Below are 23184 nucleotides of genomic sequence, written 5' to 3'. Positions count from 1 at the left end.
CCCGCCCTCTGCGCGGCGGGGCCGACGGGGTGGCTCCGGAAGCCATGCATCGGGATGGGTGATCTGGTCTGTGAGGGCTGGGTCGCTGACCTCCGTGCCGGGTTGAAGGAGCAGAGTGTCGTGGCTTTCGGGGTCGGTAACGAAGACTGCGGTGGCGAGGATGCGGATAGCAGCGGGCATCACAGGACCTTCGCGGTGATGTGGATATCGGGGACGTACATGACCGGCATGGCGACGGCAGCCCCCTTCGTCCAGACCTGGACCGGGTCGTCCTGGTGACCGGCGGTGATGACGATGCCTGGGGCGTCCTCGCGGGTGATCGCCGGATTGGTGCCCGATGAGAGGACCAGCGACTCGGCGGTGATTCCGTACTGGGTCTCCGCCCAGGACTCGGGGTTCGGCGGCAGCAGAATCCAGCGGTCCTCGGGGATGACGCGCTGGTAGGCGTCGTCGACGGAGATCTGGACGTCGTAGACGGTGATCGGCGGGAGGTTGTAGCGGGCGCGGACCACCTCCACTTCGTTGGGGGCGAGGACTGCGGTGGGGGTGGTCGAGCCGTTGACGCTGCCGTAGTACGCGGCGCGGTAGGCGTCGTTCGAGGCCAGCGTCGCTCGGGCCTTGTACGAGGTGAGCACCCGGGCCGGGAGCGGAGCGCCGATGGAGCGGAGGTACTCGATCCAGCGCAGCTCGTCGGCAATGGGGTCGCTCGTCGGGTCCGACCAAGGCTTGGCGGCCGTCGGCATGTTGGCGGCCGGGACGCCGAAGTCGGCTTCCAGAGTGAGGCCGTTCTCTCCGTTGAGGCTGAACTTGCCGTCGACGAGGAGGTCGCCGACGGCCAGCTCCATGCGGTTGTGGATGGACTCGACGTGGCGTTCGATGTCGTCGTAGAGCAGTTCGACGAACTCGGAGGAGTCGGCGCCGCGCGCGGTGTCGAGGAGAATCTGCTCCAGTTCGCCGACGATCAGCTTCTGACCGAGAGGCGGGAGCATGCCCTCGGTGATGATCTTCTCGGCCTGGCGGCGGGCGACGGCGGTCTGGGCGTCGTACGCGCGGAACTTGGCCGCGTTCACGCGTCGCTTGCTGCTCTTGATGCGGAACTTGACGGAATTTAGGCGACGTTCGGGCATGACCGTGCGGGTCAGCTCGAAGTCGGCCGGGGTGGTCATGGTGTGGGCGAAGGCGTTGAGGTCGGCCGCGTCGATGTCGCGCAGCAGGGTTTCGAGCATGGGACGGTGTTCCTCAGCGAGTGGGGGTCAGATGAAGTGGATCTGCGCGGTCGAGGCGGTGATGGCGGCTGGGTCGAGTCCGCCCGGAATCTGGGCGGCGGCGATCACGCCGTGCCAGAACAGGGCCGCGCCGGCACGGCTGCCGCTCTGGATGAAGGGCACGTCGGCGAGGAGGACGCCAGTGAAAGTGGCGCGACCGTCCGTGCTGGTCGCGTCCCATGGGCCGTACAGCCCGGTGGCGGTGACACGGCCGAGCGGGATGCCGGACTTCATGACGTTGCGGGGTTGGCCGAGAGTGGGCGGCGTGTAATGGGTGTCCTCGGTGAAGAGCGCGGTGTCGAGGGTGATGGTGAGCGGGGTGTCGAGTCCGTGGCGTGAGGCCAGCCAGGGACGGTCTGCGGTGGCGGCCTCGGAGTAGGTGATCGGCTGGAGATCCACGCTGGGTGCCTCCGGGTCGGGCGTCTCGGGGGAGGCGTACGGTCACCGGGCAGTGCCGTCGTCCGCGGAGGCGCAAGGGCGCGGTCCCGTGGGCGGCCGCAGGTCAGGAACTCTTGATGTGACCGCGGCGCCGGGCAATGTTCATGCCGAGCTGGCCCGGCCTCGCCGAGGTGCCACCTGACCGAGCAGGGACTCCGGCCGGGCTTCCCGAAGGAGGAGTGGCCGGCGTTTGCGGGGCCGTGGCGCCGAAGAGCTCCGGACGTCGCTGCTTTAGTTCCTCAGCGGCCCGGGTGAGCGCGGCTTCGTCGGCGTCCGGCTCGACCTCGCGGGCCAGAAGAACCACTGCGTCCTCCAGTTCCGTGCCGGTGGCACCGAGACCGACCAGCGCGGCACGACGGGCGGCGCCCTGCTCCCGTTTGGTGGCGGCTGCCTCCCGCTCCTGGGCTTGGCGCTCGCGCTCCGCCGCGGCCTGCTCTCGCCGCTCGGCCTCGGACAGACGTTCCCGTTCGGCGTCCTTCTGATGCTGTTCGGCCTGGCGCTGCTGCTGTACGTACTCCGTCAGGGCCTTGGGGGACTCGAAACCGAGTTGGGCGAGCAGATCTCGGACACCGGCGCGACGACCCTGGTCCTTCTCGCGGGCGAAACGGCGGGACAATTCATCCTGGGGGATGGAGACCATCGTGACGCCGGTGTCCTCGGTCGTCGGATCGCCGACGGGAAGGTTGCCGGGATCGTCGGACGACGCCCCGAGGATCGGGAGGATCGGGCGGCCGTTACGGCGATAGCCGACAGGAGCAAGCGGCAGCAGTGGTCGGGGATGCCGTGTTTGTGCGGTCATGGGCAGGCTCCAAGCCCAGACGCCCCCGCGTCGCCGCGGAGCCTAACCCTTCACACGCTATCGAGCACACTCACTGTGGGAGAGGTCAAGGCACGAGAGTCAGGACGCCCTTGGAGCGGCCAGATGACGAGCGCACGCCACCGCCTTCCATCGACGTCATGGTCAGACCGAAGAGCATCTTGTTCATCTCTTCCACCGTGACACCCAGCTCATCGGCGACGTCAGCGATGCGAACGCCCCTCGACCTCAGACCCCCGAAAACCTTGGTCAGAACTTGAGACGTCTCCCGCTTCTTGACGCCCTGTGGTTCGTCCGTCTTATACCCGCGGGCACTGAGCTCCGCGCATGTCGAGCGGTACTGCCAGTCCGTCAGCAGCCCCATGTCATGCATTCGGTATGTCAGTGCCATGGCGGACACCTTCCAGATCCGCTTGCCCTGGAGAATTTGGTCAACACGGGCCCCGGCAGGCATATGGCCGAGCACGCTGGCCGCCGGCATCAGAAAGGCACTCGCGAACTCGTTGGCCTGGCGTTCAGCCTCCGGCCCCGTGCAGCCGCGCTCGCCGCTGCCGTGCATCACCAGGTGGCCCAGCTCGTGCGCGGCGTCGAACCTGCTGCGCTCGACCGTTTTCATGGTGTTCAGGAAGACGAAGGGCACGCAGCCCCGCCACACGGCGAAGGCGTCCACCTCAAGAGAGTCCGGGGGCAGGGAGAAGACGCGGATGCCATGGGCCTCCAGCAGGTGGACCATGTTGGGGGCCGGGGCGTTACCGAGCCCCCACCGCGTGCGGACCATCTCTGCGGCCGTCTCAGGGTCGGGCTTGCCGAGCGACGGCACGTCCGGCTCGGGCAGACGGAAGCGTCCGTCGATCCAGTCGTATAGCTGGGCAGCGAGTGTGCCGGCCGCCCTGGCAGCGTCCAGGACCCGGGGAGGCGTCTTGGTCCGGGCGCGCCAGGAGATGCCCTCCGCGGGGAGTTCGTCGATCTCGGGTCCGCTGAAGAACCGCTCAGGGAAATCGAGTGACTCGGCGATCCGCCGGACTGTGGGTGGTCGGGGCGTGGTCCGTCCTGTCTCGTAGTTCGACAGGCTCTGCAGGGATACCCCGGCCCCCTGGGAGAGCTCCGCGAGGGTCAGTCCCCGGCGCTTCCGGGCCAGCGTGATGCGTGATGGGGTCACCATGGTCGACTGCCTCGTCTTGTCGGTGGTGCAGGGTGCGGCACTGTCAGAACAGTGCCGCACCAGGACGTACGATCAGCGGAACGGCACCGGGATGTCGATCTCGCCGTCCCCATCTTCGTACGGCGGTTCGATTCCGTCCATTTCAAGGACCGGAAGCGGGATGCGCCGCTTCCACTTCGTGACGTAACCGCCCTCGACTTCCCCGGGCAGCGAGAGCTCGCTGTGAATGCGAACCTTGTCGCCGTCCTCGGCGCGATACGACACGAGGAACCAGATCTGGAGCTGGGACGACTCGTCGGCGCTCAGGACGGTCTCGTCGTGCTGCGTCGGGGGTGGGAAGAGTGCCAGCTGGGCGTTGGCCTCGGCGGCCCGCTCCGTGGCCGCGCCACGCCGGTGAAGGTTCCTCGGGTAAAGGGTGTGCTCGCCCGTCGCCGCATCTCCGACCATGACGCCGATCGCGACGGTCTTGTCGGAGTTGCAGACGAGCTCCAGGTGGTCGTGCAGAAGCCGCTTCCAGCCCTCGTGCTGGATGTGCATCTCACGAATGATCCGGACGTGCTCCTGGTACGCCCGGGTGCCGGCGGTGTTGGCCGGGTGGTTCGGCGTCGCGGAACGACGAGCGATCTCACCGGCCTGCAAGGCCGGGTGCAGATACTCCAGTTTGGTGCCGAGGGCGGCAAGCTGCGCGTGGTGGTCGTCGGGACCAGGCGCAGCGATGGAAAGGGCGGTCATTCAACCTCCGGGTTCGGCGAGCAACGATGTTATAGGAACGGTACCGCAAGTGCGGTGCCGTTTTTATAAGCGCCACGCTTGTGGTGGCTGCTACACCTCGAGTTCACGCCGCTGTAGCGATGGACCTTCGCAGCCGCTCCACCTCAAGTGCCGCGTCCTGGATCGGAAAGCCGGCCTCGACGAGCAGCCGCACCGCGGTCTCCAGCGATAGAACACCGGCCTGCACGCCACGGGCCGCGAGGTCCAAGGCAGTCGTCTGGTCGGTGGGCAGGTAGGCCCCGAAGGCGAGCGAGGCGCGCGGGTTGTCGTCCGGGGGCACTACGCCGCCGAGCTGATACAGCCGCTGCACCATCTTCAGCAGCAACGGGTACTTGGCTTCCCGCGCCAGGCGCATCGAGCGCACCATCGCGTCCAGCGGTCCGAAGCTGAGTTGCAGCGCGTATCCGGATGGCACCTCCGACGGCCTGACGGTGCCCAGCACACTTGCCGGCAGTCGTGTCACGACGGACAGCCGGTCGCGTAACGACTCCACGTACGCACGGAGTTCGGCGAGCTGGCCAGAGGTGTCGACAGTGCTGAGCTGTCCATTGTCGCCGAGCGGCCACACCATTCCCGGCTCGACCTCGACGGGCATTGGGTTGCCGGTCCTACGGTCCACCGGGAGCCGTGTCCCGGAGAGGCCGATGATGGGTGAGCCGGTGGTCGCCGAGGCCCGCTGGCTGTCAGTGTCGGCGGCGGCGAGGTCGTCGAGGAGCTGTGCGGCGGATAGGAGGCTCGACTGGCCATAGTGCTCGGCGCCGTTGACCGTGTTGGGAACGTGGACGAGCGGGATGAAATCCAACTGAAGGTCGAGCCGGTTGAGGACCTCGCCGTCCGCGTTACTGCGAAAGCCGGCCCGGGTAGGGGAGAGGGCGTCGATGTCACCGGCTCTGTCTACCTGGTCGAGGTCCCATTCGGCGTCGGTAAGGTAGCAGGTGATGGCGCTCGGCTGGCGGGACCACGGATAGAGGCGTTGACCACCGTCCTCGATAGGGCCGAGTTCGTATGTTACTCGTCGGAGGGTTCCTTTCCGCCCAGTGCTTGGATTGGCCGGGACCTCCCAGGCCAGGTGGACGCGGTCCGGGTAGGCATCCGCGTCCAGGGCGCCGTCTGGGAGGACGGGGAAGTAGAAGCCGGGGTCGAATGTCCTGAGTACCGGACGGCCCTTCGTACGGGACCAGGCGAGCAGGTAGATGGTGTCGCCGAGCAGGACGGCGTTGCGTTCGGCGTGCTGCATCCGCATCTGCAGTTGCTCCGTCTGAGCCCAGTCCCGCAGCAGTGCCTCTCGCTCCTTGACCGCGGTGTCGTCCTCCGCGCCCTCGACAACGAGCTGCTGAGTCTCACCCAGTAGATGGCTGAGTGTCTGGTCGACGATTAAGGAGGCATCACCGTACTCACGCCGCTGGCCGCCGCCTTCGCCGAGCAAGACCCCAGCCTGGTTACTGTCGTACGCGGCAAGGACGGTGTACGCAGCAAGTCGACGGCGGTCTGCTTCCGGTACCCACGATGTGGCGAGGGGCCCAGGCAGCCTTCCCGGTCGGCCTTTTGCGGCAGCCTGGAATGCTGGCTTGTACGCGAGCCCTGCCCAGGTATCCAGGACCAGATCATACCTACGTCCCATCACTCATCTCCACTGTCGAAGGGGCGTCGGAGCTTAACCCTCCTCGTCCAGCGCGCAATCGGCGGAAGCTACGACCTGCCGAGTGCGGCATCCGACACTGTGCTACATGGTTTCACCTAGCTCATTTATCATCTGAGAAGAGGTCGGCGATTCGTGCCGCGGCAGTGGAGCATATCTTCCTTACAGGCATCGAGGTAAGGTTTTTGTAGGTGCTAGGAGCGCCGTCTAGCGCTAGCACACCGAGGAGCTTGTTGCTTTGGGGGTGGACGATAGGGAAAGCAGCGATTACGCCGTATCTGCCCCGCACCTGCTCGAATTCAGGCCAACCCATCCCCATGGTGATCTTATCGGGCAGAGAGGTCCATGTATGCTCTTCCCAGTTATGTTGATCTGCGTGATGGGTGTCAAAATCGAAGTCGTGGTAGCGGCGCACCCTCCAGCACTCGCCGATGACCCCCTTCCCTTCGCTCCATTCGATTTCGCTGGGCGGTTGTGTATCATTGAATCTTAGTCGGGCAAGCCGCGATAGCTGCTCCTTATGCCTCCACCACTGAGAATCTTTCCAATTTCGCTTCCACCATCTTCGTTCGATTCTGAATGCCTGAAGGCCGATTTCGCTGGCCCGTAATGCTGTCACTTCTTCTATACTCGCCAAGGCGGAGCCAAGGGTGGCTATGAGTTTATTTTCCGCTATGCGGGCGCGTTTCTCCTTCTTCTCCTTGCGGGAGGTTCTGATTGGTTCGAGTATCGTGAGTATCGCGATCGTTGCGACAGCAGTGTATAGGAAGTACCTATTCCGCGAGGTTGGTGAACGGATACTATTCGTTGCGATGATGGCTGCTGCTATGCCTTGAGCTGCAGCGCGGATGATAGAAGCGGTGGTAGCCACACTTCCGCCCATCAGTCGTTGCTGGAGGCCGGGGCTTCCGGGGCTTCGGAAAATAAGGCCCCGCGCAGCCTCTTGAGGTAGATCTTGTGGCGAGCTTCGATGTTCTTACGCGTTCCGCCTTCACGAGAAAAGGCCGAGATGTACGTGAACAGTTCAGATTTCGCTGGATCTCGTTCCCCATTCTCGTCCGTCCCCAGAAGTTCATCAAGGGAGCCGCTCTGAGCGTCCAGCCGCTGTTTCTCGAGCTCTAGGTGATTTTCTAGAATACTCCTTTCGCGTCGTCGGAGATCATGCTCCACCCGGAGGGCTCGGAGTGCTAGGTAGAGGTCGACGAATCCCCATCTGGTTTTGATACTTCCTGGCGCTAGGCGGGCCACTCGCCACATCACGTCGAGAGTGGCTTTGCAGTTCTTAGCTGCATCACCTTGAGGGGAGAATGACTGATTCTCGTACATGGCGTTAAGGTCTTTTGCCTTGAGGTCGGCCGGGCCTTCGGCCAACTCAAGACGGAGGGCCAGCGCGGCCAGCTCCTGCCATGAAAATCTCTCATTCTCCTTAGCGGTCAATGCTGGGAAGAGGGAGTGTTCTTCCGCTAGTTCATTTACGAAATCGCGAACTGGCCCAGCGACGGCATTGCGCTTTTCCGCCTGATTCAGGGAAACGCCGTTCTGGAGGCGAAGAAATAGTTCGCGTACGGAAAGGTCGGAGGCATCTCTGATTTCTGATATGCTTACCTTGAATAGGCCAACCTTGTCCTGGTCGTCTTTGCTGACCTGGGAGTAGAACTTTCCGGTCAGATCTCCGGGGAGATCCTCAGACTCGCTGCCTATAGTGTATTCGTCATCCAGGAATGCCCAAAGCGCCCGCAAGCGCTGCTGGCCATCGATGACCTCGTATTTGTATTTACCTCCGGATATCTTCCGAAGGTAGATCTTGGGCATGTCGTAGCCCCTCAAGATGGAGTCTATGAGGAGCTGCTGTTTCTTTCGCTGCCATACCGGGCCGCGCTGGTACGCTGGCTTGGGGTCGATTCTGTCTTTCAATTGGTAAATGGTGTAAACGGTCCATGTGTCGCTGATCGCTTCCATCGCATCTCCTCGCTTCCGTAAGCCAGCGCGTGCACCTGGCTACTCTCCGACCGTCTGAGGTGCGTCGAACGGTGGGTGTGCCAGAAGGAACATCCTGGCATATGTAACGGCAAGTCATATAGTTGTTACTCGAATTGGGTCCTCAACGGACTCGTCCCCTGGTCTGCTACCGGCGTCCGTGTAGCCGCACATCCACTGGCGGAACGGGCGCATGGGCTTGGGAGCCGAGGAAGAGGTCTGTGAGGGCCCAGACGCAGGAGTCCAGGAGGTCTGGGGACTTCTCCTCGGCCTCGGAGGCGCCGACGTACGTCGTCATCTGCTCCTCCAGCACCGCGAACGTACGGGGCTGCCCCGCGTGGCTGATGCGGGACTGCTCGTAGAGCATCGCCACCGGCGCCGCTCGGGCGCGTTTGCCGCGGGTGGCGTGGACGACGCGGCAGGGGACGGTGGGGTCGACCTCGGTGAGGAGGGCGGGGAGGTAGTCGCCGCCGTTGTTGGCCTCGATGACCACGCAGTCCGCTTGGTGCTCGTGGTAGAGCGCGGCTGCGCGGCGCATGGCGGCGGTGGGGGTGTGGCGGTCCTGTTCGGCGTGGAGGACGTAGCCGCGGGGACGGCGGTCGCCATACATCTGCTCCAGAGGGTAGGAGCGGCCGGCCACGGTGAAGGCCGTCAGGTCCGCGGTGTCGGTGGTGGTGACCGCAGGGTCGACGGCGACGACCAGGCGGTCGAGCGGGGGCACGGCTGCGCGGGCGACGCGGAAGCCCTCGACCTCGAACATCCATTGCTTCCACAGGGCGCCTTCGACGTCTTCGAGGAGAACGCCGTCGAGCTCCTGGCGGCCCAGGCGGGTGCCGCCGTACTCGGAGTCGAGCTCGGCGAGGGCGGCGGGGGAGAGGTTGGCGCGGTTGTCTTCGGTGCGTCCGGTGGTCAGCACGACGGTGGAGACGGGATGTCGGCCGCGGTCGACGAGGCGCTTGACGTGGGGGAGCGGTTTGGGGGTGGTGGAGATGACCACCTGCGGGCTCGGGGCCTCACGCAGGCAGAACCACAGCATGTCGTAGACCGACTGGGCGGTGTGGCGGTTCCAGGCCGCGTACTCGTCCAGCCAGCCCTTGTCGAAGGCGAAGCCGCGCAGGTTGTCCGGGGTTTCGGCGCCGAAGCCGTAGATCGCGGAGCCGTTCTTCAGGCGGAGGGTGGTCAAGCCGTTGCCGGGGCTGTAGCGGCGGACGTCCTCGCGCGGGATGACGGCGAGGAGCCCCGACTTGGGGGACTCGAAGCAGATCTCCTTGACCAAGGTGGCGTTCTTCGCGACGACCGCGATCATCGTGCCGGGGGTGGCCGCCCAGGCACGGACGGCTTCGGCGGCCGACTTCGTCTTGCCCCAGCCCCGGCCCGTCAGCATGAGCCAGGCCGCCCAGGCGCCCTCGGGCAGGCGCTGGGTGGCGCGGGCGTGGTGGTGGAGCCAGCCCTCGTGGGGCAGGCCGTCACAGGCGGGACGGTCGCAGGCCCAGCGCCGTGCCGAGGAGGCGTCGACCTCGATCAGGGCCGTGATCTCAGCATGCAGCTCGGCGTCGGACATGCTCGCCGGGTTCGGCAGGCCGGCCAGCGGGTCGGTGGTCATTGCTGTTCACTTCTCAGCGTGCCGATGCGGGCCTCGAGTTCACGGCGCAACTGCTCCATGCGCGAGCGACGCTCTTCGTCCGTCAGCTCGGACACGTCCGCTGTCTCAGGGCCCTTGGCACCAGTGGCGACCTCGACCAGGTCCATGCCGTACGCCTGGCGCTCGATACGGATCGTGACCTCCAGCCAGCGGATCACATCCGACGGGCTGAGCCGTGCCGGATCGAGCTGTTGGAGCTGAGCGACGATCTTCGACTGGGCGGCGGAGGCGAGCCGGGCGTGTCGGCGCGCCACCTCCCGGGCTGCCTGGTGCCGTTCCGAGCGCCAGAGCCGGTCCTGTTCGCGGTCCCACGCCTCGGCACGCAACACCCAGCGGTGGGCGGTTGACCACCGTTCGATCAGCGTGCGGGACTTGGCCAGCCGCTCGGCGACCTTGCCGATACTGCGGGACAGCCCAAAGTCGCGGTAGCAGGCAAACGCCTCCCAAGCGGCGGCCGATTCGCCCGGCTGCCGCTCCCATGCCTCGGCGCTGTCCATCTGCTTGCCCGCTCGCTCGTTCAGGGGGCGATTCAGCTCAGCTCGACTCGCTGCGCAGGCACGGGTCGAGCAGGCCCAGATGCTCCAGGAGATCGGCGCAGTCGGCGCTGAGCTGCGCGTGGTTGCGGCCAGTGGCGCGGGCAGCGACCTGGAGGGCGGCCTTGCGGCGTACGGAGTCGGGTAGGGGAGTGACGGAGACGGTGCGCTCCCACGATGAAGCGTCCTTGGCGAGGTTCACAGCGCACTCCGTTCGCGTACGTCGTCGGGCTCCAGCTCGCCGTCGAGGAGGCGGGCGAGCTGCTCAGCGAGGTGGAAGGGCTCGTCGGAGAGCAGTTCGCCCAGAGCGCGGGCCAAGGCAGCCGCGGTGCGGTGGACCGTGGTCAGGTGGTCGATCTCGGCGTGCAGCTGATTCAACTGCTCGGCGTGTGGGCCGCTCATGGGGCCGGCCTCCGGAAGTTCGGCGGAAGAGCCGCGCGCTGCCGGGTGGGACCGAGTACCCGCAGTACGGTGTGCAGGTCGCGCGGGCGCCATACGGCGACCTCGAACCCGCTGTCGGCCAGGTGGGACAACCACTCGCGCTGGGCCGGGCGGATCCGCCCGGTGTCGGTCTTGAACTCGACGAAGAGCGTGCGTCGCTGGCCGGGATGCCCGAAGATCTCGTCCGGCCAGCCAGGATCGGAACGGCGCGAGTCCGCCGTGTGGTACTGCAGGCGCCAGCCGTAGCGGGCGGCGATGTCGCGGACCTGACCGCGCCAGTGCTCTTCGCTCGCTCCGGCAGTCCCGTCCGAGCCCGTGGCTGGAGGGAAACGCTCGGCTTCCAACCGGTCCAAGGGGCCGTAGCGTTCGGTGAGCAGCTTGCGGTAGAGCTCCTGCTGCGACTGCCGGATCGTGCTCACGGCGTGCCATCCAGGAGCCGGTAGCCGGTGGTCGTCGGCCGCATCCTGGCCAGCGTGATGCGGGTCCGTTGACCCGTCCGCCCGCCGGGCGTGGCGGGGGTGAGGACCGTGCAGTACGCGTAGCGGTCGTCGATCTCGTCGACGCGCACGGTGCGGCCTTCGACGCGCTTGTCATTGTCGGCCCACACTTGGCCCACCTGGATTTCCGGCTGACTCATGCCGCACCTGCCAGGTAGTCGGCGGCCCAGAGCTCCAGGGCCCGCCACCGCTGCTCGGGCTCGATCTCGCCTTCGCGTTCCATCCGGTCGATGGCCCGTTGGACCACGGCCGCGGCGTCGGCCGGCATGGTGCGGGTGGCGAGTACCGTCTCGATGGGGGCGGTGCCCTTCCGGGTGGCGGTCTCCTCGTCAGGGTCGTACCAGCCCTTGGCGAGCTCACCGAGGTGCCGCTCCACCACTGCGAGGATGATCGCGAATGTGGCCGCGACGTTGCCGATGTTGTGGGCGCCTTTCGCGGTGTCGAGGGCATCGAGCATGCTTTCGTACTGCTCGATGCGGGCGAGCCAGCGTGCGTCGGCCGAGGCAGCCTTACGGGCGCTCTCCAGGGCCTTCTCCGCGGCCTCCTTCTCCTCCGGGAGGAAGACGATCTGCACGGTGGCGAAGTCCAGATTCGCCTCGGCCAGGCTTGGCACGCTGACCTCTTCGAGCAGGTCGAGAGTCTTGTCGTCTAGCCCGGAGTACAGGCGCATGGAGACGTCCTCCAGCTCCTCGTACAGCGCCTTGAGCGTGGCCGGGTCGTCGTCGCCCGCGATCGCATTGTGCGCGAGCTGCAGCGCGATCTGCCGCTGCCGGGGCAGCGGCTCGGTGATCTCCATCCACCAGATCCGCTCGAGACCGGCTTCGAGCGCGGCCTTAGTGCGGTGGTTGCCCGACAGCACGATCCGTCGGCCGCCTGCCGCGTCGTTCCAGACCAGTGGTGTCGAGGTCAGGGCTCCATCAGCGCGGATGTTGGCCACCAGGCGCTGGAACTGCTCGTGCCGCATGAACCGTGCGTTGACGTCCAGCAGCGTCAGCCCACGCGGATCGCCCTCCACCATGCGGGGCTTGAGAGGCTGAGCGGTCACTTCGCTGTCTCCTCCAGGGGTTCCTTCAGGCACTCGGCCTGTCCATGCCGGTCCCTCCACTGCGCGAACCCTTCGGCCAGCGACCATCGGCCCAGCTCCGAGCCGTAGTCGAGCTGATAGCGGTAAGCGGGATCGGCGGAGTCCTTGCGCGAGTTCAGGCGCAGCAGACCGCGGTACTTCATCGATGCCGGCCGCTGCGTGAACGCCGTCGTGTTCAGCCGGGTGAGGCGGGTGTTCATGGTGCGCTGCGCCAGGAACTGGGCCTCGGTCGACAGCGCCGCGTACAGCACCAGCTTCGCCAGCCGCCGGTACGAGGTCGGAGCGACTGGGAAGTCGGAGAGCAGGTAGACGTTGTGCGGGTCGTACTTCGGCGTGGAGAACGCGAACGCGCCTACTACTACCCCGTCGACCAGGACCGCGAGCGCCATCGTCGGCGTGCCGGGGCGGATGTTGTGGTTCATGTACTGCGAGCGCAGCGTCCCGAACTGACCCATCGAGAGCGGGGCCAAGGTCAGGGTCCGGCCGAGCTGTTGGCCGGGTACCAGCCGCGGAGCTCGTACCGGCTCCAGGCGCTGGTTCGGGCGTACGATGCGCGAGCGAGGCACCGACGAGTAGATGTTGATCGGCAGCCCGCGGTTGGCTGTCTGGACCTGACCCCGCAATTGGTCGGCGAGCTCCTCGACGTCGAAGTGCAGGCCGAGCACCCAGTGCGACCGGTCGGTGATGCGCTCGATCAGCGTCTGCTTCGCCGCGTCGTCCAGCACCGGGTAGTCCGGCGCGGGCCATTCCAGGTGTTTGTCCAGTGCCGCGAACTGACCTTCGTAGTCTCCGGCGTAGAACGGAGGGAACGCCACCACCGGAGCATCCGCAGGGACCCGCTCGGCCAGCCACTGGTTCACATCCATCGGTGCGTACGAGGCCAGGCGCAGGGGCAGCGCCTCGATCTTCGCGACCGTCTTCGCGTGCAGCTCCGGGAACTGTCGCCGGTATGCGTCCAGCATCCGCCCGTAGTACAGGTGGTCGCCGCGCCCGATCCACTGGAAGAAGCGGGAACCGAGCAGTACCACCGCGAGCGTCCCGGCGCGGCCATCCATGTACGGTGCCACCCAGTCGAGTTCGTCCGCTGATTCGGAACGGAGCGCGATGGGCAATTGCTCGCCCGCGAGGTACCAGCCGATCGCGGACGAGTACAACTGCACGTCGCAGCTGTGGAGCCGGAAGCCGGAATCGTGCAGCACGCGTTCGATGGTGAAGTTGCCGGAACAGCCGATGTAGATGTTCTCCGCCTGGCCGCGCCAGGTGGTGGCGTGCTCGTGAATGATCGCGCGGAGATCCGCGGGGATCGAGCCGTGGAACACCGGGCCTCCCCGCTGTGGTGAGTTCCTACTTTCCGACGTGCGCCCTCAGACACGAGGAGTGGGACGCGGGCCCGGAGGGGCAGGGGGCTGGTCCTGCCGTGCCGGGCCGCCTGGGAACCAGGAGGCGCGGGGGACGCCTGGAGGGGGATGGTTCCTTGGCTGGTCGGCTCCGCACCACGTACCTGTGCGGACGCGTCCTCGAGCGCCGGGCCCGACTCGAACGAGCTCCTCCCCGCCGGGGGCGGGGCGTGCTGCCAGGTGCACTACCGACGCGTGGCGGAATCGATCGGGAAGATCGCTCCACCAACAATCGAACCGTATCAGACTTAATATTGTCACAACACATGTGGCGGATGCGGTGCCGCATCCGCCACAAGGGTCGGGGTCCATCAGGCCAACGTGGTTGCTACTGCTCCGGTGTGGCGAAGTCCAACAGGCTCGGGGTCCCCGCTGGGCATTCTTCCGGAGCTCGGGACTTCACCCTCGCCCTTCCAGGGCCAGGCTCGAACAACTCCATCTGTCCTGGTGGCGCCGGCTTCGGTGGTGGTGGAGCCTCGAAGTCCTCCCGCCTCATCTCCGCCCAATTGGGTCTGTGTTCTTCGCTCATAGCAACGTCCCCTGCTCGTACCCGGGCCCCAGTGGCCCGAGCTCTCTTACCTTCGCGCCGGTCTCCGCCTGCCACCACGCGGCGAACATCCGCCGGTGACACCATTGCCCGGGCTGTGCAAGATCCTCGAAACACAGCAGCACCAGTCGCAGATCCTGCGCGGCCACCGCGATTTCCTGGAAGCGTGAGGCGAAGAAGTTCACGCCGCGCCGGTCCAGCTGGGCCAGATACGCTTTCTCGTACACCGGCCGCGCCGTCCCGAAGTACTCGCGGCTCGGTGCGGCTTCCTGTACTTGGTGCTCCAGGGTGTAGGGCAGCGTCCACCTCGGCGCGCCGAGTGTGATGCGTACCGGCACGCCCATCGATGGCTGAAACCCCTGGTACCTGTGTGTGAACAGTTCGAACACCTTGCTCCTTACTCCCTGCCGGGCGTCGCGCGGTCGGGTGTGCGCGGCACCGGGATCTCCGGTCGCATGCCCGTGTGTTGACAATGACTTGCCAATTAAATTCTATTTCAAATTTGACTCCCTATCAAGTATTTGATACTGAAATTGTTCTCTCTTGCGCCCCACTGCCGCCCCATCCTCGCCCTACCCCTTGGCACCTCCAGGGTCCTGCGAGGTTCGAAAACGGCCAGTGGCCGGGGCCCCTCTCCTGGGCTCCCGGCCACCGGCTCAGGCGGCGCGTCCGTCAGGCTGCCGCCTCCAGCTCGTCCTCCGCGGGGGCTTCGGTCTCCGCCTCCGCCAGCTCGGCCTCGGTGGGCCCCTCGCTGTCCTCCTCGGGTTCGACCTCCAGCTCGGGGCGCACCGTCAGCTGCTTCGCCTCCGACATCGCCTTCGCCTTGCGCAGCTTCTTCACTGCCTCGGCCGCCGCCTTCCGTACTCGCTCCACTGCCTCCAGGCGCTTGCCCACCTCGCCTTCGAATAGGTCGGCCAGCTCCGACGGCGTCAGCTTCGCCAGCTCGTCCAGTAAGGCGCCGGCCCGCTCGACCTGGTCCACCGTGCCCTTGGCCTGCTTGCGCTCCTTGGCCTTGGATTCCTTCTCCTTGTCGGACAGCTCCTTCTCGGAGAAGAAGCCCTCCTGGTTCTCCTTCATCCGCAGGGCCTGCGCGAAGGTGGAGGCGTCCGTCTCCGTCTTGAAGTCGCCCTTCATGTACCGGGTGACGGCCACCTTCTGATTCGCCGGTGAGAGCTTGGAGAGGTACCAGGCGAAGTCCGCCTTGATCCTGCCTTCGGAGACGAGTTCCGCGATGTCCGTGGTGAGGTTGAGCAGGTCCATCCGCCACTTCACGTAGTCGACGGTCTTGCCGAACATCTCCGCGATGCGCTCGGCCTTGTAGTCGAACCCGACCAGGTCCGCGTACGCCTGCGCCTCCTCCATCAGCGTCATGTCCGCGCGGCCGATGTTCTCGGAGATGCCCATCACGAATGCCTTCTCGTCGTCCACGCTGTCGACGATCTTGGCCTCGATGGTGGTGGCACCCTCCACCAGGTGCATCGCGCGCCAGCGGCGCTCGCCCATCACGATCTGGAATCGGCCTTCATCGGCAGCCGGTCGGACCACGATGGGCTGAAGCTGACCCACCGAACGGAACTGGGCCGCCAGCTCCTCCAGCTTGGCCTCGTCGAAGAACTTGCGGGGCTGGTCCGGGTTGGGCTCGATGTCCGCGAGCGGGATCGCGGTGACCTCGATGTTCGCTTCGGTGGCGTCCATTGTCGATGCATTCCTCGCACTCTGGATTCACAGGATGGGTTCCTGTGAGGTGATGCGTAAATACTATTCTGAAACGATCTTCAGTGTCAAGTGTTATTTATTCAGGAGGGGGTTGTTTGAGGTGATGGTTTCTTATTGAATCATTCATCTGTCTCAACACATGTTGCCTCGAAGCCTCTCCTTCCACCTCTACGTCCGCTCCGATGAGGACCTTCAGGATCTCCATGTCTGTCCCGTTGTCTTCGTCCGACGGATCGCCTTTCGGTGCTCCAGGGTGCTTCGCCTCGCCAGCCCGCCTCGTTGTGCCTGATGAGTCGTGCCGCTTCATGCCTCTCCTCGGTTGCGTCATTGACCCTCTGTGATCCGGTGCGCTCTGTACCGGTCCGTCCGATCGCGTGGAGCAGGGCAGTCCGGATGGCCGGGCGGGCGATCTGTCGGCGACTCGCGGCAGGACCCTTCGGTGGCGGGTTGTTCGGGGGTTGGTGCGGTCAGTCCGTCGTTGCCGGGGTGCGCGTGGAGCGGGAGGTGTGCGTCCCGATCCGGCAAGGGCGCGATCACTCACATGCGTCACAGATCCAATACAGTTCCTTCACGTGCTGTCAAGGATCTGGGCTGTTCGGTATTTGACTATCCAAATATTTGTGTCTGCTGGCTATCCTGTGCGCATGCGACGAAACGACGGGGGAGAGACAGCTGTGACACGACCTGACGATGCCGCCGCGGACGGGTGGTCGTTCAGCGCCCGGATGTTGAACCTGCTGTTCGAAGCAGCGGCAGCGGCGCGGAACGGCGTGGAGTACACCAACTCCGAAGTCGCTACGGCCATCAACCAACGTGCAGCCAGGCGCGTGATCTCTGACGAGACGATCCGCAAACTGCGTGCACCAGGCGGTCCTCAGCCGTCCTTTGACAAGGTCGCGCACCTCGCGGCCTTCTTCCAGGTGCCGTTGGATGCCTTCAAGGAGGACACCGCCACGCATGAGGCCGTCGTCGCCGAGGCGAACAAGCTCCTTGAGGCGCGCCGAAGGCACACCGAGACGGTGAACCGTCAGGTGGCTGAGGAGGCCGAGGAAGTCAAGATGCTGGCACGTAGCGCCCGCCGTCTCGACTCCCGCGGACGCAAGCTCGCCATGGAGTTCATCTCTGGTCTCCAGAAGATGCAGAAGCCCCCGAACTGAACACCGACATCCGGAAGTCCTCAGTGACCAGCCCCTACTTATCTGACTCCGAGGGTGGTGCGTGCCGCCCGTGTTGAGTTCTGCCTCGCGCCGTAGATGTGCCGAAGCACTCGACGGTCTACCCATCCCGTGGCCGCTGACTGTGGAGTCACTGCACGAAGCCGCCGCCGAACACCACCACCGGCCCCTGGTACTGCACCGCGATCCGTTCCCACCCGGGCTTGAACGTCCGTGCGGCCTCTGGTGGCCGACGGACGAGGCGGATCACATCTGGGTGTCGCCCGAGACGGTCGGTGCCCAAGCGGTCCACACCTATGCCCACGAGCTGGGCCACCAGCTCCTCGGCCACCCGCCGCTGCCCGTCGTACCCGTGTCGGAGGAGCCGCCAGAGCCCGCCGAGTCGGAGGAGTCGGTGACGTTCACCTGGCTCTCTCCGGCGTTCCTCGGCGGTGATCTCCTGGGCGTCCGTACACGGTCCTCAAGCCACCAGCGCGATCCGCTGTACACCGAACGCGAGGACGAGGCCGAGTCCTTCGCCGTGCTCCTCCGCAGAATTGCCGAAGCCCGAAAATCCGGCCGGCATGCCGACCCCCTGCTCGACCGGCTGCACCGCAGCCTCTGATGACAGGTCCCCCAACATGATCGTTGACGATGTCATAGCCTTATGCACCATCGTGCCGCTCTGGACGTGGTGTTTATGGCGGATCCCCTACCTCTACGGAACGCGTGGCCAACGTGAGTTGTGGGCTGTTCTTGCTCTGCTCGCGTGTGGCGCGACTCTACGACTCGGCTTCGTCGAACGGGCCATCGCCGATTGGGCGGGCATCCGCGACCTCGCCGTAGTGGTCAAACACCTGGCGGTGATGCTCAGCTCTGTACTGCTGTGGCGCTGGGTGGACTCGGTGGCGACCGACGCCGGACCCCGCCGGTGGTGGCAGCGGCTGACGACCGCAGGGCCGCGAACCATCACTGCGCTGGCCGCAGTCGTCGCCGTTGGCGTGCTGTTCCCCTTCACAGCGCCTTCGCTCGTCGAGGCCGACGGGGACCGGAATTTCATCGGGGCACAGTCGGGTCACCCGGCGGGAACCGCGTACATGACTGCGTACCTGGGCACCATGGCACTCGCTCTGACATTCTCCGGCGCCTTGTGCAAGATGGCCGCGCGGGCTGCGCGGCGCTCCGGGCAGCGGATGTTCAGCACGTGCATGTACGTGATGTCCCTGGGCTGTTGGATAGGGGTCGGCTACTCCTTCTTCCGGGGTAGCTACCTGGTCTACGGCCTGGCGGACGCCGAGTACCCCATGTCCGCCGAGGCAGCCGACCGGGTCTCCAGTCTGATCCAGGTCACGGCCATCGGCCTGATTCTTGTCGGTGTTTCGTTCCGTGGCTGGGAGAACGCCACCTTGGTGGTTCGGCGTCGGCGATGGCTGATCGCCCTGCGGTCGCTGTGGCACGAGCTGGTCTCCGTGCTTCCGGCCGAGGCCATAGTCCGCGTGCTCGCCGAGGGGCCCGCCGTGTCCCGGGACCGGTACGACCCGCGCGGATTGTGGGAACGGCTGGACCAGCGGGTGCTCGACATCAGTGACTCGGCACTCGAGGTGCTCCCCTGGATCGGGGAGGACTTGCCGCACCGGGCGATGGACGCCGCCCAGGCATGCGGCCTTGGCGGTGATGACGCCGAAGCCGCGGCACAGGCGTTATGCCTGCGCATCGGGCGCCGCGGACGCGTCGACGACGAGCCGCGCGCGGAGAGTCCGCTGAGTGTCCCACTGCTGAGCATGGGCCACGACTTGGATTCGAACGCGGCTTGGCTCACCCGCGTCGCCCGCCACTATCACTCACCGCTCATGGAAACCCTCGAATCTCGTCTCGCCACCCTCAGGAATCCCGCGTGACCACCACGATTACTGCAGTTGAGAACCGCGCAGCGCGAGCCGTCACCGACGGACTGGAGCCGAAGAACGTCATCCTCGCCGTGTGTCTTGTCCTTGGCGCCGCCCAGGACGACATGCTCGTCGGCCTGGCCTGGGCCTTCCACGCCATCGTTTTCGCCGCGGTGATCCCGGTGGCGTACATCAAGTACGGGATACGGTCAGGTCGCTGGAAGGATCGTCACGTCGGGCAGCGGGTACGGCGTCTGCACCTCATACCTGTGATCATGGCGTCGGTCGGCGTCGCCATCGCGGCCATGCTGCTCCTTGGCGCACCTGCCCAGATGACCGCCCTGGTGGTGGCGATGCTGGCCACGCTGGGGGCGATCCTGTCAGTGACGACTCTCTGGAAGATCAGCGTGCACACGTCGGTCTCAGCGGGGGCCATCGCCATACTGGCCGTCGGTATCAGCCCTTGGTGGGCGGCTCTCTCCCCACTGGTCGGCCTCATAGGCTGGTCGCGGGTTGCCCTGCGCGACCACACGCTGGGCCAGGTGGTGGCCGGTACAGCGCTCGGCACCCTCGTCGCCGGCAGTGTGTTCCTCTGGTTGACCTGACTGGCCCTTGTGCGGGTGACTGAATGCCGCCCGCACAAGCAGCGGCTATCGCCAGAAGATCTCGAACCGGGCTTCGTCGAACTTCCGTGAGCCCCGCACCGTGGCCGGGCCGACGCGCACCTCTCGTACGGTGAGCTGGACCAGGTTGCGGCGCTGCTCGCGGCCAGCCGTCTTGTTCCACCAGGTCTCGACACCCTGCGGGGTCAACTCCGGTAGCTCCTGGAGCGCCTTGCCTCGGCGTGTGGCAGCCATGGCCTCACCACGCCGCTTCTCCAAGGCGGCCTTCGCAGCCCTGAACTCGCCCAGGTTCAGCTCTTTCGCGCCGTACGCGCGCGCCAGTTCCTCTTTGTGTTCCCGGAGTTCCTTCAGGAACCGCTCCGCCTCCTCGGCCTCCGCGGTGAACCGGTCACGGATCGCGGCGAGGCGCTTGAGCTGCGCCGTGCTTGCCAGCCGGGCGACGACTCGGTCCCCCACGTACTCGTCGAGCGGTTCGGCGGAGATCCGTACCTTGCCGCAGCCCTCGCTTTCGCAGACGTACCCTCGTCCGCCGTTCGCGGTGGACCGGGGCACCAGCGGCTGCCTGCACAAAGCGCAGGTCGCCAGACTGCCCGACAGGTAGTGGACATGCTTGGGCTTGGTGCCCTGCCCCTTCTGGTTCTCCTGGAACAGCTCCTGCAGCGCGTCGAAGGTCTCGCGGTCGATCAACGGCTCGGCCGGGCCAGGGACCAGTTCCCCTTCGGCGTTCTCCCTGAGGCCCGCGATCGCCGGGTTCCGGAGGCGGCGCCGCAGCGTCGTCGGCGACCAGGACCGTCCGGACACCGTGGGTCCTGCGTTCTGCGTCATCCAGTCCGCCGTCTCGGCGATCGTCTTGTCCTCCGTGAGAAGACGCTTGGCGGCCGCCGCCAGATAGGCAGCCTCGTCTGGGACAGCGGTGACACCGTCCGTATCGTGGCCGTAGGCCCTCATACTCTCTCCAGCCCGAATCCCCCTGCTTCCCCGGACAGGGTATGCCAAAGCACAGCATTGTCACCCCGACATGTGAGCCGATTGTGACACCAGGTTCAGCTGTGCGTGGTGAGCTGACTGTATAGCGCGGAGGTCGGTTACGGGGCGGTTCTCCGAGGGGCGGGGTTCTCCGGGCGGTGGGCCCTGTTCACTCCGGCGGCCACACCCCTAACGCCCTCCACAGCTCCGAAGTCAGCACCCTGCGCTTTCCCTTGCCGTACGGGTGCACGGGTACGGGGAACTCACCAGCCTTGATCAACTCGTACGTCGTGTTCCTGCTGAAGCCGAACGCCCTGCCGGCAGTCAGCACGTCGACCGTCACGGGCAGCGCGAGAACCTCGTCCCGCGTCATGCGCGCACCACTGCCACGGCCACGTCCTGGGTGGCCGGAACGTTTCGATCTCGCATGCTCAGACTCTCCTGTTCCGTCCCCGCGCCTCCCAGGAAGTCCCGTTCGAGTCTAAGTTCTCTCCAGGCGACCGAACAAGATCTGCTCGACGTCAACGAGCCTTGCTGTTCACCACTACTGCCACACATGTGGTGCGGCCAGCTTGTTCGGTCACCGTACCGTCAGCCGCAATTGCCTGATCGTTCCAAGTACTTCGGCTTCATTCGATGCTCATGGAGCTTCATGAAGTTGGAGTACTTGGCATCTGTCTCCACATATGATCTCGCTCGCGTGGCTGCTTGGGCGACACACAGGAGGGGATGTGTTCAAGGGCTCGGTCTACAGGCGCTGCTCCTGCAAGGTGCCGGTGACCAACGAGGACGGTATGCCGGTCCTCGACGCGAGAGGCAAGCCGAAGATGAGAGAACTCGGCTCCGCCTGTCCCGACCTTGGCAAGCGCGATCACGGCAGCTGGTACTACTACGTTGAGCTGCCGCCGGGACCCAAGGGCAAGCGGCGTCGGCCTCGCAAAGGCGGCTTCCTCACCAAGAAGAAGGCCGAAGAGGCGGCGCAGAAGATCTGGGATCAGGCGCACGACGGCGTCGACGTCCTCTCGGATGAGACCTTCGAACGGTTCATCCTCCGCTGGTTCAGCAACAGGGTCGACCTCAAGCGGTCGACGCGGAGCACCTATGAAGACCACATCAGCCGGGTCTTCGTTCCGCACCTCGGCCACATCAAGATGCGTGACCTGCGTACTCGACACCTCCAGGAGATGTTCGAGCAGATCTGGCGCGACAACGAGCAGCACGCCGCCAACCGGGACGCCGCCGAGCTGGCCCGGCTCGAGTGCGCAGCGGCCCACCGCGCATGGAAGGAGGCCACCAAGCCGCGCCCGCCCGAGCTGCGCCAGCAGTGGAACGGTGCGCGGGAGAAGCTGCGCGAGGCACGCAGGAAGCCGCGGTACATCACTGGCCCGGGTGTTCAGCTGAAGATGAAGAACGAGCTCAGCGCCGCGCTCGACTACGCCAGGAACACCGAGAAGCTCATCAGCCAGAACTGGACCGATGACCTCGTCCTTCCGAAGTACACTCCGCCGAGACCGCTCGTATGGACCGACGAGCGCGTCGCCCGCTGGCAGGAGACAGGCGAGAAGCCGGGGCCGGTCATGGTCTGGACGGCGGAGCAGACGGGCGCGTTCCTCGACGCGGTGGCGGAGCACCGGCTCTACCCGATGTTCCACCTCATGGTCTTCCGGGGCACACGCCGTGGTGAGTCCTGTGGCCTGCCCTGGCGGGAGACCGACATGACTGCGGGCACCGTGCACATCAGCGAGCAGCTCGTCGCGGCCTCGTACGACGTCTGGGAGGACACTCCGAAGAGCGACACCGGCGCCCGCACCATCCGTCTGGACACGCAGACGCACCAACTCCTTCTGTTCTGGCGGCGACGACAGCAGACCGAGCGCGCGGAGTGGGAGGAGAAGCACCGCAAGGAGCCGAGGAAGTACGACGCATACACCGACTCCGGTCGCGTCTTCACGTGGGAGGACGGTCGCCCGTATCACCCGGAGTACCTCTCCCAGGTCTTCAACCGGCTCGTCCAACAGCTCAGCCTGCCGCCGGTCCGCCTGCACGATCTACGCCACTGCGCCGCGACGCTGTCGCTCGCGGCCGGCGTGCACATGAAGGCGATCCAGGTCCTGCTCGGGCACTCGTCCTACAAGCTCACGGCGGATACCTACACCAGCGTCCTTCCGCAGCTCGAATTGGAAGCCGCGGACGCACCCGTGGCGATCGTGCCGCGCAAGGCGAAGCGGCAGGAGGCACAGGGGGACGGCGGACAGCCGCAGGGGCCGCAGGCCGTTCCGGAGGGCGAGGGCGGGGCCGTCGCGTCGGCCGCATCCGAGACCGCTCCCGATGCCGGCCCCGCTGCCGCTGATCAGGACCTTGCTCACCCGCTGAACCGCCCTGCCGAGACCGGTGAGGCGGCGGCATAGCGCCAGGTCGGGTTCCCGCTGACATCCAACGTGTCCCCGTTCTGTCCCCGTTGACATCAGAACAGCCCCTCGGAAGATCGATTCCGAGGGGCTGTTCGACGCATATTGCCTGTTCAGGCGTGGTGCCCCCGGCAGTGTGCTCGCTCAGGACATCGGAATGGGGTGTCTCAAGACATCGGCATGACCTCGGGGGCAGGGTCTGGCGATGTCGAAGAGGCGTC

Annotated in this window: 25 protein-coding genes and 1 tRNA gene; 5 read left to right on the top strand and 21 right to left on the bottom strand. The window is 65.9% G+C overall.

Annotated features, from left to right (window positions below):
* Positions 1–179 precede the first annotated feature (179 nt).
* The 19 genes from LCH29_RS29675 to LCH29_RS29585 form a co-directional block, all read right to left on the bottom strand.
* Positions 180–1226, bottom strand: coding sequence for a major capsid protein (locus tag LCH29_RS29675; RefSeq protein ID WP_446464772.1), 1047 nt, complete (start codon positions 1224–1226; stop codon positions 180–182).
* A 27-nt stretch (positions 1227–1253) separates the two neighbouring features.
* Positions 1254–1664 carry a head decoration protein gene (locus LCH29_RS29670; protein WP_401665642.1) on the bottom strand — a complete coding sequence of 137 codons (411 nt, stop codon included), beginning with the start codon at positions 1662–1664 and terminating at the stop codon, positions 1254–1256.
* 103 nt (positions 1665–1767) lie between these two features.
* Complete coding sequence (locus LCH29_RS29665) at positions 1768–2502, bottom strand: hypothetical protein (protein ID WP_446464771.1); 735 nt, start codon at positions 2500–2502, stop codon at positions 1768–1770.
* 85 nt (positions 2503–2587) lie between these two features.
* Positions 2588–3682, bottom strand: coding sequence for an ImmA/IrrE family metallo-endopeptidase (locus LCH29_RS29660; protein ID WP_446464770.1), 1095 nt, complete (start codon positions 3680–3682; stop codon positions 2588–2590).
* Between the two features lie 72 nt (positions 3683–3754).
* Positions 3755–4414 carry a hypothetical protein gene (locus LCH29_RS29655; RefSeq protein WP_446464769.1) on the bottom strand — a complete coding sequence of 220 codons (660 nt, stop codon included), beginning with the start codon at positions 4412–4414 and terminating at the stop codon, positions 3755–3757.
* A gap of 103 nt (positions 4415–4517) precedes the next feature.
* Positions 4518–5879 carry a hypothetical protein gene (locus LCH29_RS29650; RefSeq protein ID WP_446464768.1) on the bottom strand — a complete coding sequence of 454 codons (1362 nt, stop codon included), beginning with the start codon at positions 5877–5879 and terminating at the stop codon, positions 4518–4520.
* Between the two features lie 316 nt (positions 5880–6195).
* A complete protein-coding gene (locus LCH29_RS29645; RefSeq protein WP_446464767.1) occupies positions 6196–6963 on the bottom strand; it encodes a hypothetical protein in 768 nt (255 codons plus the stop codon).
* 11 nt (positions 6964–6974) lie between these two features.
* Entirely contained in the window at positions 6975–8051 is a 1077-nt protein-coding gene (locus LCH29_RS29640) for a DUF262 domain-containing protein (RefSeq protein ID WP_446464766.1), read from the bottom strand.
* A gap of 166 nt (positions 8052–8217) precedes the next feature.
* Positions 8218–9672 carry a terminase large subunit domain-containing protein gene (locus LCH29_RS29635; protein ID WP_446464765.1) on the bottom strand — a complete coding sequence of 485 codons (1455 nt, stop codon included), beginning with the start codon at positions 9670–9672 and terminating at the stop codon, positions 8218–8220.
* Complete coding sequence (locus tag LCH29_RS29630) at positions 9669–10208, bottom strand: hypothetical protein (protein WP_446464764.1); 540 nt, start codon at positions 10206–10208, stop codon at positions 9669–9671. The genes LCH29_RS29635 and LCH29_RS29630 overlap by 4 nt, the downstream gene beginning before the upstream one ends.
* A gap of 37 nt (positions 10209–10245) precedes the next feature.
* Positions 10246–10446 (bottom strand): hypothetical protein, encoded by a 201-nt coding sequence (locus LCH29_RS29625; RefSeq protein ID WP_446464763.1) that lies wholly within the window; start codon positions 10444–10446, stop codon positions 10246–10248.
* On the bottom strand, positions 10443–10646 hold the full coding sequence (locus tag LCH29_RS29620) for a hypothetical protein (protein WP_401665670.1): 204 nt from the start codon (positions 10644–10646) through the stop codon (positions 10443–10445). The genes LCH29_RS29625 and LCH29_RS29620 overlap by 4 nt, the downstream gene beginning before the upstream one ends.
* On the bottom strand, positions 10643–11104 hold the full coding sequence (locus tag LCH29_RS29615; RefSeq protein WP_446464762.1) for a VRR-NUC domain-containing protein: 462 nt from the start codon (positions 11102–11104) through the stop codon (positions 10643–10645). Before LCH29_RS29615 ends, LCH29_RS29620 begins: the two co-directional genes overlap by 4 nt.
* Entirely contained in the window at positions 11101–11322 is a 222-nt protein-coding gene (locus LCH29_RS29610) for a hypothetical protein (protein ID WP_446464761.1), read from the bottom strand. The genes LCH29_RS29615 and LCH29_RS29610 overlap by 4 nt, the downstream gene beginning before the upstream one ends.
* Positions 11319–12227, bottom strand: a complete 909-nt coding sequence (locus LCH29_RS29605; RefSeq protein WP_446464760.1) for a ParB N-terminal domain-containing protein — start codon at positions 12225–12227, stop codon at positions 11319–11321. Before LCH29_RS29605 ends, LCH29_RS29610 begins: the two co-directional genes overlap by 4 nt.
* Positions 12224–13585, bottom strand: a complete 1362-nt coding sequence (locus LCH29_RS29600; protein WP_446464759.1) for a putative antirestriction adenine methyltransferase — start codon at positions 13583–13585, stop codon at positions 12224–12226. Before LCH29_RS29600 ends, LCH29_RS29605 begins: the two co-directional genes overlap by 4 nt.
* A 201-nt stretch (positions 13586–13786) precedes the next feature.
* A tRNA-Gly gene (locus LCH29_RS29595) sits at positions 13787–13858 on the bottom strand.
* Between the two features lie 330 nt (positions 13859–14188).
* Positions 14189–14599, bottom strand: a complete 411-nt coding sequence (locus LCH29_RS29590) for a hypothetical protein (RefSeq protein WP_446464758.1) — start codon at positions 14597–14599, stop codon at positions 14189–14191.
* A 283-nt stretch (positions 14600–14882) separates the two neighbouring features.
* Positions 14883–15905 (bottom strand): ParB/RepB/Spo0J family partition protein, encoded by a 1023-nt coding sequence (locus LCH29_RS29585; RefSeq protein ID WP_446464757.1) that lies wholly within the window; start codon positions 15903–15905, stop codon positions 14883–14885.
* A gap of 665 nt (positions 15906–16570) precedes the next feature.
* Here LCH29_RS29585 and LCH29_RS29580 point away from each other — a divergent pair.
* The 4 genes from LCH29_RS29580 (at position 16571) to LCH29_RS29565 (ending at position 19571) form a co-directional block, all read left to right on the top strand.
* Positions 16571–17083 (top strand): hypothetical protein, encoded by a 513-nt coding sequence (locus tag LCH29_RS29580; RefSeq protein ID WP_446464756.1) that lies wholly within the window; start codon positions 16571–16573, stop codon positions 17081–17083.
* A gap of 274 nt (positions 17084–17357) precedes the next feature.
* Positions 17358–17705 carry a hypothetical protein gene (locus LCH29_RS29575; protein WP_446464755.1) on the top strand — a complete coding sequence of 116 codons (348 nt, stop codon included), beginning with the start codon at positions 17358–17360 and terminating at the stop codon, positions 17703–17705.
* Between the two features lie 16 nt (positions 17706–17721).
* Positions 17722–18978 (top strand): DUF6545 domain-containing protein, encoded by a 1257-nt coding sequence (locus tag LCH29_RS29570; protein ID WP_446464754.1) that lies wholly within the window; start codon positions 17722–17724, stop codon positions 18976–18978.
* Positions 18975–19571 carry a hypothetical protein gene (locus tag LCH29_RS29565; RefSeq protein WP_446464753.1) on the top strand — a complete coding sequence of 199 codons (597 nt, stop codon included), beginning with the start codon at positions 18975–18977 and terminating at the stop codon, positions 19569–19571. The genes LCH29_RS29570 and LCH29_RS29565 overlap by 4 nt, the downstream gene beginning before the upstream one ends.
* Positions 19572–19616: 45 nt before the next feature.
* Here the strand turns inward: LCH29_RS29565 and LCH29_RS29560 are convergent, their stop codons facing one another.
* Complete coding sequence (locus tag LCH29_RS29560; RefSeq protein WP_446464752.1) at positions 19617–20537, bottom strand: recombinase family protein; 921 nt, start codon at positions 20535–20537, stop codon at positions 19617–19619.
* A 187-nt stretch (positions 20538–20724) separates the two neighbouring features.
* A complete protein-coding gene (locus tag LCH29_RS29555; protein ID WP_401665705.1) occupies positions 20725–20928 on the bottom strand; it encodes a helix-turn-helix transcriptional regulator in 204 nt (67 codons plus the stop codon).
* Between the two features lie 403 nt (positions 20929–21331).
* Here LCH29_RS29555 and LCH29_RS29550 point away from each other — a divergent pair, with 403 nt between their 5' ends.
* Entirely contained in the window at positions 21332–22963 is a 1632-nt protein-coding gene (locus tag LCH29_RS29550) for a tyrosine-type recombinase/integrase (protein WP_446464751.1), read from the top strand.
* The last annotated feature ends 221 nt before the right edge of the window (positions 22964–23184 follow it).

This window comes from Streptomyces sp. BRA346 (assembly GCF_052851135.1).
The sequence above is the reverse complement of the archived record's forward strand: the minus strand, read 5'-3'. Positions and strand labels throughout refer to the sequence as shown.